Source organism: Binatus soli (SeqCode), assembly GCF_050015535.1.
In the GTDB taxonomy this organism is placed as follows: Bacteria; Desulfobacterota; Binatia; order Binatales; family Binataceae; genus Binatus; species Binatus soli.
Genome location: NZ_JBEKBF010000004.1, coordinates 49479 through 65847, shown reverse-complemented (window position 1 = coordinate 65847; position 16369 = coordinate 49479). Strand labels below are relative to the sequence as shown.

The window sequence follows — 16369 nt, the reverse complement described above, 5'->3', positions numbered from 1 at the left end:
TAAATATACTCTATTACTTATTTTACCATCGCCGGTCATCGCACAATCAGCCAAGTACAATCCGCACTCGATGTGTGATGCCGTCATCGGCGAGGGCGATTTGCGCCGGGCGCCCGGTGAGCGCCTTGCCGTCGAGTTCCACGCTGCTGACTCCGCGACTAACGCTGCGTGGGTTCTCGACCGCGATTTCATACCGGGTCGAGCCGTGTCGGTACACTATCTCGAATCCCGGCCATTTGCCCGGGATGCACGGATCGATCAGTAGCGTTTTGCCGCGGACACGAAAGCCCAATATCCACTCGAGACCCGCCCGATACATCCATCCCGCCGAGCCCGTGTACCAGGTCCATCCTCCCCGCCCGACGTGCGGGGGCATCGAGTACACGTCGGCGCACGCGACGTACGGCTCGACTTTGTAGCGATGGATCCCTGCGCGCGTGTTCGCATGATTGATCGGGTTCAGGATCGAGAACAGTTCGCCCGCCTTGTCTCCATCGCCCAGCATCGCAAACGCGATCACGGACCACAGCGCGCCGTGTGTGTATTGGCCGCCGTTCTCCCTGATGCCGGGCGGATAGCCCTTGATATATCCAGGGTCCAGCGGAGTGTGATCGAACGGCGGAGTGAATAGCAGCACCAGGCCGTCTTCGCGACGAACCAGGTATTCGTCAACCGCCGCCATCGCGGCAGCAGCACGAACCGGACTTCCGGCGCTGGAGATTACGCTCCACGACTGCGCGATTGAATCGATTCGGCATTCGAGATTGCCGGCCGAGCCGAGCGGCGTCCCGTCATCGAAGTAACCGCGCCGATACCAGTTGCCGTCCCATGCTTCGCGCTCCAGCGATCCCGCAAGCGCAGTTGCGCGACGCCGCCACGTCGAAGCGCGCGCATCCTCGCGGCGGATATCCGCCAACGGCGCAAACGCCAGCAGCGTCGTGTAGAGGAACCACCCGAGCCAGGTACTCTCGCCCTTGCCTGCCTCGCCGACGTGGTTCATGCCATCGTTCCAGTCGCCCGACCCGAACAGCGGGATTCCGTGGATGCCCACCGCGAGGCTATGGTCGAGCGCCCGCGCGCAGTGTTCGAAGATCGTGCCGCGCTGCTCGGAGACCGTGGGCTGAAAGAACGATTCATCCTCGCCGGCATGCAGTTCCGGACCGTCAAGGAAGGGGACCGTTTCCTCGAGAATGCCCAGCTCGCCCGTCACCTCTATATAATGAGCCACTGCGAACGGCAGCCAGACGCGATCGTCGGCGATGCGGGTGCGGACTCCCTGTCCCGCGGGCGGAAGCCACCAATGTTGCACGTCGCCAGCGACAAACTGGTGCGCCGCCGCGCGGATCAGTTGCTCCCGCGCCGTCGCGGGCTGCGCCACCGTCAACGCCATCACGTCCTGGAGCTGATCGCGAAAGCCATACGCGCCGCCCGCCTGGTAGAAGGCCGATCGAGCCCAGACGCGGCACGCCAGGGTCTGATACAGCAGCCATCGATTGAGCATGATGTCCATCGAACGGTCTGGAGTCTTCACCTGCACCGTGTCCAGCAAGTCGTTCCATCGATGCGCAGCAGCGGCCAAAACCGAATCGAGGTCCGCGTCGCGGTATTTTTTAATCGAGGAAATCGCCTCCGCCCTGTTCCCCGCCTCGCCGAGAAGGAAAACGACCTCGGTCACGGCGTTCGGCCTGAGAGACAGGGTCGTTTGCAGCGCTGCGCACGGATCGATCGCGGCTCCGGCTCTGGCGTACAGCGGCTTGCCTTCCGCGAGCGCCGCCGGATTGTCCAGCGTGCCGTTGCGGCCGAGAAAGTCAGTCCGGTCCGCCGTCCACGACTGCTGTTGGCCGTTCAAGTCTGCGAATGCGATTCGACTTCCGTATTCGGTGCTGAAGGAGTTGCGCGCGAGTACCGCGTGGGTTTCCGGCTCGATCTCGGTCACGATGAACGGGGCGGATGCGCCGCGCGAAGTGCCGAGCACCCATTCCACGTATGCGGTGATCGACAAACGCCGCGCGCGCGTCGAGAGATTTCGAATCTTCAGGCGCGAAATCTTGATCGAGTCGTCCACCGGCACGTACTGCGTCAACTCGAGTGAAATTCCGTGCGAGGTGTGCTCGAAGACGCTGTAGCCGTGGCCGTGGCGAACGACGTACGGCGCGACATCCTCGCGAATCGGGATCGCGGTCGGTCCCCACAGCTCATCGGTATCCAGGTCGTGAACGTAGATCACCTCGCCGGGACGGTCGCTCACCGGATCGTTTGACCACTGCGTAATCTGATGCTGCTGACTGTTGATGGACCAGGTGTAGCCCGCGCCCTCGACCGAGACCTGGAAGCCGAACGAGGGATTTGCGATCACGTTGATCCACGGCGCCGGCGTCCATTGTCCCTCGCCGAGAATCGTCACGTATTCACGGCCGTCCGCCGCAAACCCGCCGAGCCCGTTGAAAAATTCGAGATCGCGCCGCGGCGTCGAGATCTCCGCCCGGCCTGTCGCAGGGGTTCGCCGCGGCGGCGGGGCTGCCGCCGGCTCAAACATCTCCAGCCGTTTGACTTGCTCGGATAACGTCCCGCGCCGGCTCAGCAACACCGCTCGCGCCACAGTCTGCAGAACGTTTCGCAGCTCGACCGAAACCAGATCGGAGCGCAGCACGAACACATTTCCGCATGCACCCTGCCCGTCGGAGGACGACCGCGCCGGACTGGACCGGACCATGGCCTCGAGCGCGACTTGCAGATCTTGGTCGTATGACGGGGACCGCTCGTTCAGAATCACCAAATCGACGCCGAGCTGCTTCATCCGCCAATATTCATGGGCACGCACCAGCTCGCGCACGATCCCCAAATCCCCTATCTCGTCGATCCGAACCAGCACGATGGGCAGGTCGCCGGAAATCCCGCTGGGCCACAGCTTCGATTGTCCGCCCGCGCCGCGCTTGAGCAGGTCGGACGAAGGCCGCAGGGTCGGGTCCGAGTAGAGCACGCGATTGGCGATACGCTGAAAAAGATGCGCTTCGTCGGCGTCAACCCGCAGGTGATGCAGTTGCACTTGCGCCTGCGTCCACGCCAGCGTCACTGCGCGCTCGAATGCGGTCGAGTCGTGATGCTTGTCCACCAGGTCCAGCGCTTCGGCCCGCGTCGGTGCGACGATGGTCCAGAACGCGACCCGCGCCGTCGCTCCCGCCTGTATTCGCAGCCGCCGGCGGACGCTGAAGATCGGATCGAGAACTGCCCCCACCGTATCCGTGAGCGGCCGCCCGTCGATCACCGAAATTGCATCGCGGACATCCCGCCCGCGCCCAAGAAACCGCGCGCGGTCGGTCTCGAACTGTATCTCGCCCACCGACTCTCCTTCGGCCACCGCCAGATGCGCCGCCCAGACCGGCGCGTCGGTGGGCGAGCGGAGTCGCCGCGTCGCCAGTAGCGCGCCGACCTCGGCATCGAACTCCGTCTGCACGAACATCTTGGAGAAGGCCGGATGCGCAGTGTCCGACGCCTCGGGCGCCAGCACGATTTCGGCGTACGAGGTCAGCTCGACCTCGCGGACGCGATTGCCGAGATTCGAAATCGACACGCGCCGAACTTCGGCGTCATCTTCGGGCGACACTGCAACTTCGAGCGTCGTCGTCATGCTGCCGTCGCGCCGCACGATTACCGCCCGATCCTCGGAGAACTCGACTTCGTAGCTGTCCGCCTCGACGCCGGCCGGTTGAAAACCCGCCGACCAGATCTTGCCGCTGTTCACATCGCGGATGAAGACATAGGTCCCCCACGAATCGCAGGTCACGTCCTCATGCCATCGCGTGACCGCCATGTCGCGCCAGCGGCTGAAACCCGACCCGGCCGCGGTGATCATCACGGTGTACTTGCCGTTGGATAACAGATGCGTGCGCGGGATCAGATCGTGCGGCGAATGGAACCGGCGAATCGTCGGCGGAGTGCTCTCGCGGACGTTGGCTTCCGCCTTGACCTCTTCGGCACGCGGGCGCGCCACTGCGACGTCGCGCGGCGTTCGCTCCTGCAGCAGCAGCTCAGTCGCCTGAATCATGGGTTCAGCGTGAAACCGCGCGCGCATCGCGCCAGTGTTCAGCGCGTCGGCAAGAGCCACCAGCGTCATTCCCTGATGATGCGCCATGTACGCACGCACGATGGCGACGCTCTCACCTTCGGGAACGCGCGACGGCGTGTAGTCCAGCGCCTCGTACCAGCCGAAATGCCCAAGCCCGCCTGCCAGTAACAGCCGCGAGAAATTCTGCGCGGCGGCTTCCGGGTCCACCATCGCCGCCAGCGCAGTAGCGTAGGGTGCTATCACCGCGTTCTCACTAAGCCCCCGCTTCAGCCCGAGTCCGGGCACCCCGAAGTTCGAGTACTGATAGGTGAGCTCGAGGTCGCGCGCGTTGTACGCGGATTCCGAGATACCCCACGGCATCCCAAGCTTGGCGCCGTACTTCATCTGCCGGCGAACAACCAACCGATTGGTTTGCTCGAGCAGGCTCCCGGCCGGCGCGCGCATCACCAGCGACGGCATCAGGTACTCGAACATCGATCCCGACCATGAAATCAGCGCCGAGCCGCGATCGACCGGCGTCATGGCGCGCCCCAGGCGGAACCAGTGCCTGACCGGTACTTCCCCCTTTGCGATTGCGACAAAACTGGCCAGCCGCGCCTCGGAAGCAAGCAAGTCGTAGCAGTTGGAATCGAGGCTCCCGTCCGTGACCCGGTAGCCAATCGACAGCAATTGGCGCGCGGGATCTAACAGGAAGTCGAACTTCATCGCGTCGAGCATCTTGCCCGTGGTTGCGGCGATCTCGCTCAATCGCCGCTCGAGCGATTTGGCCGCATCGCGGGCGCGCGCAAGCGCATCGAGCGTCGAGTCGATTGATTTGGTGGGCGCCGCGCCAATCGCGCCGGCGCTGGCATCAGCCGGGCGCTCGTCGTTCCGGGGCTTCAGGCAGCCGATCGCCTCATCGTATAGGTCCGGCAGATCTCCCAAAGTCGGTATCGAATCGAGATGGGTTGCGGGGCCGTCGAAAGTCGCGTCGCGAGCACCGCGAGTTGACCACGGCTTTAGCAATTCGATGTCGCGTCGATGACTGCGGATGCATGCTCGGAGCGCTTCTGCCCATGCGAGCACCTCGGCGGAGGCCCGGTCGGCGCGCTCCAGCGTCAACGCGCGCGCAATGTCACTGATCGAATCGCCCTGGATCTCAAGTTCCGCCGACCACGCGGTGAGTTCCACCACGGTTCGCGGATCCGACTGGATCAACGGCGCGATGGCGTCGAGCGCTTCCTCCATCTGCTTTGGAGTGACAGTGTGGCTTCGCCGGTCGGCGGCCAGCGGGCCAAGCGACTCGCGAACGAGTGCGATCGGGTCTTCAATTCCCCTGAGCCATTGCCGGTCCACAACCGGCCGCGTGATTATCTCGCGGCACGCGTTGCCCAGCGCGATCAGATGCCCCGCAAGATTGCCGCTGTCCACCGACGATACGTACCTGGGGTCCAGCGGCCGCAGGTCGCGCGTGGCGTACCAGTTGTAGAAATGCCCGCGGAACTGCTCCAGGCGCTTCATCGTGTCGAGCGTCGCGCCCAGCCGCTCGACGGTTTCATGCGTTCCGATCCAGCCGAAATCGTGAGCCGCGACGATCGAGAGCAGATACAGTCCAAGGTTGGTGGGCGAAGTCCGATGAGCCAGTAGGGGCTTGGGGTCTTCCTGAAAATTGTCCGGCGGCATCATGTTGTCTTCCGCCGTCACGAACTTCTCGAAAAAACGCCACGTGCGCCGCGCGCTCAGTCGGAGCGCCCTCGTGTCGGCAAGCGAGAGCGGCTTGGTGCCCTCGATTCGCGGGGGAAGACTTGCCCATCGCGCGACGGCCGGCGACAGCATCCACAGGATCACGAAAGGAGCCGCGATTATTTCGCCGCCCTGACCTGCCCATGCGACGAAGATTGCCGCCGCGGCGCCGAACATCGTGCCGCCGGCCATCGTGGTGTAAAAGCCGCGAACGTCGAGACGACTCGTCCGCTTGGCCTGCGCCGCGGTCGTCCACTCGAGCATCAACCGATGACTCACGTACAAACGATAGAGCGTCCGCGAAATTGCGTCGCTCATCAGCCACGCCTGATGCGCGAGCAAGGTCAGCATCATCGCGAGCTGCGAGAGCCCGATGGCCAGATCCGTGCCGACCGCGCGGATATGGCTGCGCTTGGAAATATCGCGCCGCCGCGGGATGATTCCGGTCAGGAACGGGAGCATCGGCGCAGTCGCCATCGTCGCGACAATGAACCCGGTCCAAATCGCAGCGGCGGCTTCGGGAAGCCGCCATCCCGCCATCAATGCCAGCAACGCCATCGGCGCCGACAGCGTGCGGCGCAGGTTGTCGATCATTTTCCAGCGCCCGAGCCGCGGGATCGATGACCGGCCGTCGCGCGGGACCGTCGTTGCCGTGTCGGCGTTGGAGCCATGCGCACGGCCGAGAATCCATGGGATCAATTGCCAGTCTCCGCGGGCCCATCGATGCTGTCTGGCGGCGGCAACGTCGTAGCGCGATGGAAACTCCTCGACCAGTTCGATGTCAGACGCCAATCCCGAGCGCGCGAAAGTTCCTTCGAAAAGATCGTGGCTCAGAAGTGTATTGTCCGGGACGCGCCCCGCCAGCGCCGCTTCGAACATGTCCACATCGTAAATCCCTTTGCCGCTGTAAGAGCCCTCATCCAGAAGATCCTGGTAAACGTCGGAAACTGCGAACGCGTACGGATCCATGCCCCTGGTGCTGGAGAAGACGCGCTGGAAAACCGACCCCTCGCGGCGGGTCGGCAATGCAGCCGTGATTCGCGGCTGCAGAACCCCGTGACCTTCGACCACCCGGCCGCATTGCTTGTCGAATCGTGGAGCGTTCAGCGGATGCGCCATTTTGCCGACCATCCGCTTGGCGGCGCCGCGCGGGATACGCGTGTCGGCGTCGACCGTGATCACGTAGCGCACGCCGTCGGGAACCGCCGGCGGATGTCCATCCGATGCGATAAACGTCGTATCTGTCGCGCCGCGCAGCAGCCGATTCAGCTCGTGCAATTTGCCGCGCTTGCGCTCCCACCCCATCCACACGCCTTCGGCTTCGTCCCAAATGCGCCGGCGATGGAGCAATAGAAATCGCTTGCCGCCCGGCCCCTGTCCGTGACGTTGATTCAGGCGCGCTATCCCTGCCGTGGCTGCGGCGAGCAGGTCGTCGTCGCCGGGCGCGGTTTCGGTCGCGGAGTCGGTCCAGTCCGAAAGGATCGCGAAGTACAGCTCGCCATCCGAACTCGCCAGGTAATGAACCTCGAGACGCTCGATCTGCTCGTCGATCTCGTTGCGCGTGGTCAACAAAGTCGGCATCACGACCATTGTGCGCAGGCTCGGCGGCACGCCATCGTAAAGCTCGAGGGCGGGAATGATAGCGGGACCGATGAAAGTCGTGACTGTCCGATTGACGATCGCGACCGCCGCCTCCATCGCGGGGATTATCGCGAGCATCGCAAGAATGAACCGCGTCCATCCACCGATTGGCGCGTCCGCAATGGCAAGCATGGCGCCCGCGACGATGATCGCGGTGACCATCGCGATCGTGCCCAGGTAGCCCATGATTCCGGCGGCCGCGTTGGCGCGAGCTATCCAGTCGCGGACCGGAGCGCGAAATCCCAGTTGCTCCTCCAGAGAGTGACGCCCCTCTGAAATCAGGTAGTAGCCCGGATGGTGCTCGCGGCGCGCCCTCGCGCCGTCGCCGTTTGGCACTTCGGACGCCGCGCCCCGCGCAGAATCAATCGCGCTTTGAGCAACCTCGATTTCGGTGTGTCCCGAACCTCGTGCAAGTTCTTCGATCGCGTGCCGATAGCGATCGCGCGTGGCAAAGTCCATCGCGGCAAAGTCGCTGGCGGCGCGGAGCACCGCATCGACCGCGCTCACGCTCTCGAAAAAATCCGCCCAGTCAACCGCGGACATCAGGCGCATGCTCGTGATCACGTTGCGGACGGTAACGTTCATCGCGCCCTGCCCGTGATGCACTTGACGGACGATCTCGTCGGCCGTGGTTCCCTGCGCCAGCAGCCGCTGGTCCAGCCACCGCAACGCCGGCGTCACCTTGGGATCCTGATCGCGCAGGCGCAGAACCATCTCTACTGCGAAGGCCGCCGACAGCGGCGACTTATCCAAATCCTTGAACACTGCCTCTACAGGCTCCGCGGCGCGGCCGTTCGATCCCAGCAGCTTGTTCGCCAGAAGGTCGGCCTTTTGGCGTTCCGCACGGCTGTGGCCCATCTGTTCAGCCAAGCGCCGCAGGTTTTCGACGAGCACGATCCTGAGCGTAATCGCGACCGCCCATAGCTCGCCGATCGTCAGCGGCTGCACGCGCTGGTAAGCCTGCACGAACCCGGCGAGCGTCTGCGGATCGAAGTGGCTGTCAGTATGCGCGACATAGGCCCACGCGATCCCGAAGACGCGCGGATACCCTTCCAGCGGGCCATCGGCGAGTTTGGGCAGTTGCCGATAGAATCCGCGCGGCAGGTCGTCGCGAATTTCGCGAATCTGCTCTTCGACGACATGAAAGTTATCGACCAGCCACTCGGCGGCCGGCGTGATCGCGCGTTCCTCGCGGATTGCGCCTGCGATGCCGCGATACGCCGCGAGCAATGCTCGCCCGTTGTCGCGCACGCGCGCCGCCATCGGCCGTCCGCGGCCGGGGTAGGCCGTGATGCGCTGCGCAACCGCCAGCGTCTCGCCATGCTGTTCCAGGCGCTCGACGCTGAACAGTTCCGCACGGATCGGCTCGTCGAGATGCGCGAAAGAGGCTGGCGGTCCTTTAGGCGCGCGAAAAAATACCAGGTTCAAAAAAACTTGCCTCTCGATCCGGATGACCCGGCCACCGGCTGACTGATGCGAAAAAAACTGCGCAAACAAAAAATCCGCACACGCGATGCGGCGAACAGCGAGCCACCGCGTTCGCGCGTCGCCCGTTTTTTAGAATACCAGAACGCGGGCCGCAAGCCTCGGCATGAAGCTCGCCGGTTTACCTCGCCCGAGTCAGGCTCACGCGTCCATCTGATCGACTGCGATGTAGTGCGGAGATGGATCGGCGGGACGAAAGCTACAATTTCTCCGATTCTTCCGTCGCTCTCAAATGCAGCGGGCGCAGGCGCGACGACTTCTTGGACTGGTGGTCCTGCATGCGGCGGAGGATGTCGTCGAGCGCGCTGACCGCTGCGACAATGTGAGGCCCCTTGTTCAGCATCACGCATTCCGCACGTTCTCCCATCGCCGCGTCAGTGATTTCTGCGCGAGATGCCTGACCTTTTTTGGCGAGAGACTCGAGGACCTGCGTTGCCCATATGACCGGCAAATGCGCCGCCTCACAGATCCACAGAATTTCCTCCTGAACCTCCGCCAGCCGTTCATACCCGCACTCCACCGCCAGATCTCCTCGTGCGATCATGATACCCACTGGTTGCTGCCGCATCGCAGCGAGCATGAGGTTAGGCAAACGCTCGAAGCCTTGGCGCGTCTCGATTTTCAGCACGATTCCTAAATGACCGCCACCAAGCTCCCGCAGTCGCGATTGAAGTTGAACGATGTCGCGCTCATGGCGCACGAATGACATCCCGACCAGGTCCGCGCGTCGAACGATAAACTTAAGGTCTTCGAGATCTTTCGGCGTAAGTGCAGGCAGCTCGATTTTCGTATCGGGCAGATTGATTCCTTTGTCGACGCCGAGACGATTCCCGCTTGGTTTGGCTTCGGTAATCTCGATGCGAAGCGTGTCAGGCTCGACCTCTCTCACGATTCCGCCTATTTTGCCGTCGTCGAACCAAATCTTCTGGCCCGCGCGAACCGTCGAGAAAACCTCCGGCAGCGTGCACGAGATCGTCGCAGGACTGAGCGTCCGTCCGTCCGAATCGATCGAAGCGCTTTTGCCCACGATGGGTTCACCCGTGAGCATCAGGAAGTCGCCTTTGCGAAGCAGGATTCCTTGCTCGCGGCGCGGTAAATCTCCCACCTGCGCTTCGCGCCTCGCGTCGTTGCCCACGTCGACGCGCAGCAAAACTGTTCCCGGAGTAACGTATGCGGTCTGGCTGCATTGAGCCCATCGCCCCGCCTCGCCGGTGCCGACCACTTCGAGAACTCGTCGTTTCCCGCGTGCATCTTTGAAGTGAATGCGTTCTCCGGTTTTGACCTCATCAAGCCATTGCGCTGAGACGGGCAATGCCGCGTCCGCACCCGCGGGAGCAGGGTGGCCCGGCTGCGCAGAAGTAAGCCAGATTCGCGCGGGTTCCGTCACGCGTCCAAAACTATCGCGCCCGGGATGCCACACGACCACCTGCGGCCCCGGTTCTGTCGCCCCAGTTCGGAGCTTCGGCCCGGCAATATCCATGAGAATACGGCAGGGCAAACCCAGTTCCTGCCGCGCGCGCTCCAGATGATCGATCATCCGGCCCCAGATTTCCGGGGTATCATGCGCGCAGTTTATCCTCATGCAGTTCATTCCGTGGGAAACGAGGTCGCGCACCAACGAATAGTCATCTGCAGCCTCCGCCGACATCGTCACCATGATGCGGACTGCGCGATGCTCCGGCGCAGGACCGAGTAGCGCCTCGGTATGCGCCGCGAGGGTCGACCTGCCCTCGCGAAAGCCCGGACATTCCGACGGCGCCTGCGCTTCAATCTTCCGCCCTGCCAGATGATGGAGAGCGACGAGCACGGCATTTAGCGTGCTCGTCACATGAGCTTCCGTCCTGCCGAGCGATGAGAGACCGAGAACCGCGAGTTCGTCTTGGAGTGTCCGAATATCCTGGCGTCGAAGCGCCAGATAATGGATCAAATTGATAGCGCTTTTTCGGTAAGCGGGATGGACGGTCGATACGCGCTCGTGAAGGTCGCTTTCCTGCCTGATCAGCGACCGACGGATTTCATGAAGTCTCGAGATTAGCGAATCAAACGCGTCCGGGCTGGCTAAAGGCGATTCGAATTCATCTTTCACGGCAAAAGAACGCGGTGCAATCGACGTGCCGGTTCGATCGCATCTTTCGTAACAAAGAGAACATCTGCGCGACTTCGTGGAAGCCTTGGCAAAATTATTAGATTCGTTAATTTAAGATGTCATTCGCTCAGATCCGAACTGTCGCCCATAGCACCACCGATCTGCCGTGCTGACGCGTATCGACACAGTCGCCCAATCTTGAGATCACTACCGCAATGCCTACGCATGACCGTCAGTTTCATGTCTCGTCGCGATGCGAACTGCTGCCGTATCTGATCGGCATTCCGCTCGGACTGTCGCGCAAACAGGCGAAGGATCTACTGCGCTTCGGAGCAGTGACCGTAAAGCGAATGACCGCCGTCAGGCATGATACCCAGTTGGAGCCGGGCGACGTTGTGACTATCGCCACGGGCAAGCAAATCCCCGCCGCGTCGCTTGAGCGCCATGGCCTGAAAATTATTTATCTCGACGATGCGGTGGTCGTAGTCGACAAACGAGCGGGTCTGCTTTCGATGGGATCGGAGGGCGAGAAAGAGAGAACCGCGCATCGGATCCTCAACGAACATCTGAAGGCGCTCACAAAATCGCCGCTGCAACAGGCCTTCATCGTGCATCGACTCGACCGCGAGACCTCTGGTTTGATGATGTTCGCAAGAAGTCGCCCGATCCAGGCGGCCCTTCAGCAGAACTGGAAGAGCGTCACCAAAAAATACCTTGCCGTCGTGGAGGGCGCGCCCTCGAAGTCCCAGGGAACGATCCGGGACAATCTTGTAGAGAGCAGGTCATTCAGGATGCATCGCGTCGAGCAGGGTGGAGAGCCGGCAATCACGCACTATCGCGTTTTACGAACATGCCGGGACAGGTCGCTCGTCGAACTTATGCTCGAAACCGGCCGCAAAAACCAGATTCGCGTGCAGATGGCTGGCCTGGGTCATCCTATCGTCGGCGATCGTAAATATGGCGCGACCAGCGATCCCGCCCGGCGGCTGGCGCTCCATTCGTGCGAGCTGAAGTTTTGCCATCCGGTGTCGGGCGCCTCGATGGATTTCCGCAGCGCTATCCCAAGCCGGCTGATGGCGCTGATCGAACCGCGCGCAGTCGCACGCGCAAAGTGAGCATCCCGAATCCCGGAGCGGCAAACAAATGACACTGCGGTGCGATTCTGACGGCTCTCGAGGCTCGCGCATCGGACGGGTATCGACGTTCAAAATTCCCAGGAGTTGATGAGGCGCGCGACTGCCCGCCACAGCCAATCATTGGCGGCGTCGGTCACGCTTCGCAGGCCGTTGCGTTGCCGCGGCACGCAACTTGGATTGATCAGGCACGGAAGCGTGTGGTGCGCGTCTGGTGGGTTTGAGCGAACCAGGTACCGGGTGAAAAAGAGTGAGCATTGAAACCACGAGCGTTCCCGCGATCGACATGCGCGCGATTACCCAGCTCGCCGAAAGCGATGATCTGGGCGAGCAATTTGTCGCCGAAATCATCGACGTATTCCTTGCCGACTTGAGCGAACGCGTACGCGCGATCGGCTTGCAGATGAGCCACGACGACCGCGCCGAAATTGCAGCGACCGCGCACGCGGTCAAGGGCAGCTGCAGTCATTTCGGCGCAGTGCGCCTGATGGAGTTATCGCGTGAGATCGAAGGCCGGGCTAGGCACGAACAAACCGACGGCCTTCAAACAGCGATCGATTCCATGGTCGCGGAAACGGAACGGGTCCGCGCCGCGCTAGAAGCTTATCGATCCAGCCATGCGCGGCCCTGACAGGTGATCTGCGGCAGTTCGCTACAAACCCATCTTCCTGCGCTCTGCCCAACGCTTCTTCATCGCGATTGACAACCGCTTTCTGCCTTCCGGCGTCAGGCCTCCGCGCTTGCGGCTCTTCGACGCGGTCCCCTTTGGCCTGCCGACGCTCTTCTTCTTGCCGCCCCCTGACAAGGCCGATCCCAAGAGCGCCGCAATAGCTCGACCGAGCCTGTCGGCTTCCTCCTTCAACTCTGCCACTAATTTATCCAGGTCCAAGATTCGCTCCTTTGGCGCGCTTGCTAGGTGCAGCTCGCGCCTTTCTGTAGCCGCTCGTTATGATTCGCGTCCTATCGATGCCCGGATAGGAGCGCCCGCCAACTCGTATCAGGGCAATACCTACTCTTTCTATCGACGCGATCCAATCACCTAGAATATCGAAGATCCTCCGCGCGAGACGAAGACGGCGCGGCAGGTAGCGAGAATTGTGGATAACCAATAGAGTCAGGTGGAGTTTGCCCGGAAAAAATCATGAATGAAGTGGGTCGCACCAGATTTCTTGTCGAGTTGATCAAGCCGTCGCATTACGACGATGACGGCTATCTCATCCAATGGTGGCGCGGCTTCGTGCCGTCGAGCTCGCTGTCGAGCATCTACGGCCTCGCGCTCGACGCGCAGGTGCGGGCCGTCCTCGGCGAGGACGTTGATCTTGAAATCGCGGCGCGCGACGAGACTAACGCGAGAGTCCCGGTGCGTTCGATAATTCGCCGGTTCAAGCGCAACTCGAACCGCGGCGTCGTGCTGCTGATCGGAGTGCAAACCAATCAGTTTGCACGCGCAGTTGATATCGCGCGCGAACTGCGCGCCGCCGGAATCCAGGTCGCGATCGGCGGATTCCACGTCAGCGGATGCTTCGCGATGCTTCCCGAGATGCCGCCCGAGATGAGGGACGCACTCGCGCTCGGGATCACGCTGTTCGCGGGCGAGGCTGAGCACCGGCTCGATGAGCTGCTCGTCGCGGCATTCGAGAATCGTCTCCCGCCGGTTTACAACTTCATTGCCGATTTGCCGGCGATGGACGGCGAGCCGCTTCCGTTTCTTCCAATTCAGTACGTCAAGCGCTATGCCGGGGCGCTCGGATGCTTCGACGCGGGGCGCGGATGCCCGTTCAGCTGCAGCTTCTGCACGATCATAAATGTGCAGGGGCGCAAGTCACGGCATCGCAGTGCCGACGACATCGAGCAGTTGATTCGCGCGCACGCGGCGCAGGGCGTGCGGAGCTTCTTCATTACCGACGACAATTTCGCGCGTAATCGGAACTGGGAAGCGATCCTCGACCGTATCATCCAACTCAAGCGTCGCGACCGGCTGAAGATAAACATCATCATGCAGGTCGATACCATGTGCCACAAAATCCCGAACTTCGTGGAGAAGTCGGTGCGCGCGGGGTGCAAGAAAGTTTTTATCGGGCTCGAGAGCATCAATCCCGACAGCCTCAAGGGCGCATCGAAGGGTCAGAATCGCATCACCGAGTACCGCAAGATGCTCCAGGCGTGGAAGCGCGCCAAGGTTCTGACCTACGCCGGCTACATCCTCGGCTTCCCGTCCGACACGCCCGAGAGCATCGAGCGCGACATCCAGATCATCCAGCGCGAACTCCCGATCGACATAATGGAGTTCTTCATGCTGACGCCGCTGCCCGGCTCCAGGGATCACCAGGAGATGTACCTGCGCGGCGAGCGAATGGAAGCGGATACCAACAAGTATGACGCCGAGCATGCGACTGCCGACCATCCGCGGATGAGCGCCGCCGAGTGGCAGGATATCTACCAGCGGGCATGGCGCCTGTACTATTCGCCGGTGCACATCGAGACGCTGATCAAGCGGGCCGTCGCCAGCGGAATGCGCACGCGGCGGATGACCTCGATGATTTTCTATTTCTACGGGAGTCACGCCTACGAGCGGGTCCATCCGCTGCAAGGCGGGGTCATTCGCCGCAAGCCGCGCACGCAGCGCCGTCCTGGTTTTCCGCGCGAGAACGCGCTCAGGTTTTTTATGCGGCGCGCGCGCGAGATGTCAGCGACCTATGTGCCCGGTCTTTGGTTCTTCTGGCGGCTGGAACGGCTGCGACGCAAGATCGAGAACGATCCGGCGTCGAAGCATTATACCGATGCCGCGCTCAGCCCGGTCGCTGATGGCGAATTTGGCGCCGATCTGGATCTCTACCACGCATCGGACTCAGCGCGCCGTGCCGCCGATCAGGCCCGCACGCGCGCCGAGGAGATGCGTCAAATCGAGATTCGCGGCGACGCCGCTGCATGATCGCGCCGCGATAATTCTGAATCGGACTCTCTCCTGCTCGGCGACACTTTTCAAAAACTCGATTGGATCAATACAAAGGGTCTGGTATACACCGATTCTTTTGCCCTTGCGGACTATTGCTGGTAGAGGCCGGGGAAGTCTTGTCGGAGCCGTTCGAGTTTCGGCATATCGTTGATGACGATGTAGGGCTGATTCGGGTGCAGAGCCAGATAGTTTTGATGTTAGTCTTCGCCCGGGTAGAAGGCGGTGAGCGGAACTACCTTGGTTACAACTGGCCTGGAGAATGAATGCTGCTGTTCGAGTTAGGCGGTATTGAACTCTGAGCAAATCCACCCATGCGATTCGCGCCAATACTTCTTGCTCTAGTCACGCTCATCTCCACCGGGTTGGGCGGTATGGCAGCCATTCGGTTGCGCGACCGGCTTCATTTGCTGCTCGGCTTCAGTTCCGGTGCGGTGTTGGCGGTGGCTCTGTTCGACATACTGCCGGAAGTCTTCGCTTTCGACCGCGGTTCATCGTACATGCCGATGACTGCGCTTGGATTCCTTGCCTTCTTCGGACTTGAACGTTACACGGCCATGCACCGCGCCCGCGAACACCCTCACTTAGTGGGAGCTCATGAGCCGGAGCTTGGCGCAATGTCCGCGGGCGGCTTGGCCTTTCACAGTTTTCTGGACGGCGTTGCGATCGGTGTCGGCTTTCAGACGAGCGTTAAGATGGGACTCTTAATTGCCTTCGGCATAATCGCGCACGATTTCAGCGACGGGCTGAACACGGTGACGGTCGTTCTTGCGCATGGAAATTCGCCCAGACGCGCCGTTTTCTGGCTGATAGTGGATATGTTGACACCGGTTCTTGGTGCGGCCTCGACGCTGATGTTCAATTTGAGGGCAGGACTCCTGCCGTGGCTGCTTGCATTTTTCGCCGGTTCTTTTCTTTACATCGGCGCCTCGGATCTGCTGCCGGAAGCTCGCGAGCACGACTCTCCATTGGTTGGCGTCGCCACCTGTGTGGGGATGCTCGCAATATTTCTGGTTACCCGCTTGCTGCGCGGATAAAATTGAAAGCATGACGTCGATCGAGAAGCCGTGCGCCGTCGAGAGGCTATCGCCAGCGGATCTTGAACGCGAGCGAGGATTGCTTTAGAACTGGTCGCTGCGGTATGAGGCGGTTGTTTTCAAAGGCGGACTTGCGGGACCTGAGTCTAATCGTGGCGATCGTCATGTTGCTGGCCAGCGTCCCCTCGAATCCCGGGTTAGTCGTCGTCTCCGGACCGAGCCGTCCGGAATTGACCATCAACATTT

At 61.8% G+C, this 16369-nt stretch carries 7 protein-coding genes; 4 read left to right on the top strand and 3 right to left on the bottom strand.

What is annotated here, in order from left to right; all coding sequences use genetic code 11:
• Positions 1-46: 46 nt before the first annotated feature.
• Positions 47-8851: a glycoside hydrolase family 94 protein gene (locus ABR989_RS04070; RefSeq protein ID WP_428126077.1), complete on the bottom strand. Its 8805-nt coding sequence runs from the start codon at positions 8849-8851 to the stop codon at positions 47-49.
• 262 nt (positions 8852-9113) lie between these two features.
• Positions 9114-11000 carry a pyruvate kinase gene (locus tag ABR989_RS04065; protein WP_428125908.1) on the bottom strand — a complete coding sequence of 629 codons (1887 nt, stop codon included), beginning with the start codon at positions 10998-11000 and terminating at the stop codon, positions 9114-9116.
• Positions 11001-11215: 215 nt separating this feature from the next.
• Between ABR989_RS04065 and ABR989_RS04060 the strand changes: the two genes are divergently transcribed.
• Both ABR989_RS04060 and ABR989_RS04055 read left to right on the top strand, forming a co-directional pair.
• Complete coding sequence (locus ABR989_RS04060; protein WP_428125907.1) at positions 11216-12115, top strand: RluA family pseudouridine synthase; 900 nt, start codon at positions 11216-11218, stop codon at positions 12113-12115.
• 304 nt (positions 12116-12419) lie between these two features.
• Positions 12420-12764 (top strand): Hpt domain-containing protein, encoded by a 345-nt coding sequence (locus tag ABR989_RS04055; protein ID WP_428125906.1) that lies wholly within the window; start codon positions 12420-12422, stop codon positions 12762-12764.
• A gap of 21 nt (positions 12765-12785) precedes the next feature.
• On the opposite strand, the gene ABR989_RS04050 is transcribed toward ABR989_RS04055, so the two are convergent.
• A complete protein-coding gene (locus ABR989_RS04050; protein ID WP_428125904.1) occupies positions 12786-13004 on the bottom strand; it encodes a hypothetical protein in 219 nt (72 codons plus the stop codon).
• Positions 13005-13274: 270 nt separating this feature from the next.
• On the opposite strand from ABR989_RS04050, the gene ABR989_RS04045 reads away from it, so the two are divergent.
• Together ABR989_RS04045 and ABR989_RS04040 are read left to right on the top strand one after the other, a co-directional pair.
• Positions 13275-15065, top strand: coding sequence for a B12-binding domain-containing radical SAM protein (locus tag ABR989_RS04045; RefSeq protein WP_428125902.1), 1791 nt, complete (start codon positions 13275-13277; stop codon positions 15063-15065).
• Positions 15066-15400: 335 nt separating this feature from the next.
• Entirely contained in the window at positions 15401-16123 is a 723-nt protein-coding gene (locus ABR989_RS04040; RefSeq protein ID WP_428125901.1) for a ZIP family metal transporter, read from the top strand.
• The last annotated feature ends 246 nt before the right edge of the window (positions 16124-16369 follow it).

What these genes read in the sequence shown, in the direction of transcription:
- ABR989_RS04060 (WP_428125907.1), top strand. Translation starts at nt 11,216, where the DNA reads ATGCCTACGCATGACCGTCAGTTTCATGTCTCGTCGCGATGCGAACTG.
- ABR989_RS04040 (WP_428125901.1), top strand. Translation starts at nt 15,401, where the DNA reads ATGCGATTCGCGCCAATACTTCTTGCTCTAGTCACGCTCATCTCCACC.
- ABR989_RS04055 (WP_428125906.1), top strand. Translation starts at nt 12,420, where the DNA reads ATGCGCGCGATTACCCAGCTCGCCGAAAGCGATGATCTGGGCGAGCAA.
- ABR989_RS04045 (WP_428125902.1), top strand. Translation starts at nt 13,275, where the DNA reads ATGAATGAAGTGGGTCGCACCAGATTTCTTGTCGAGTTGATCAAGCCG.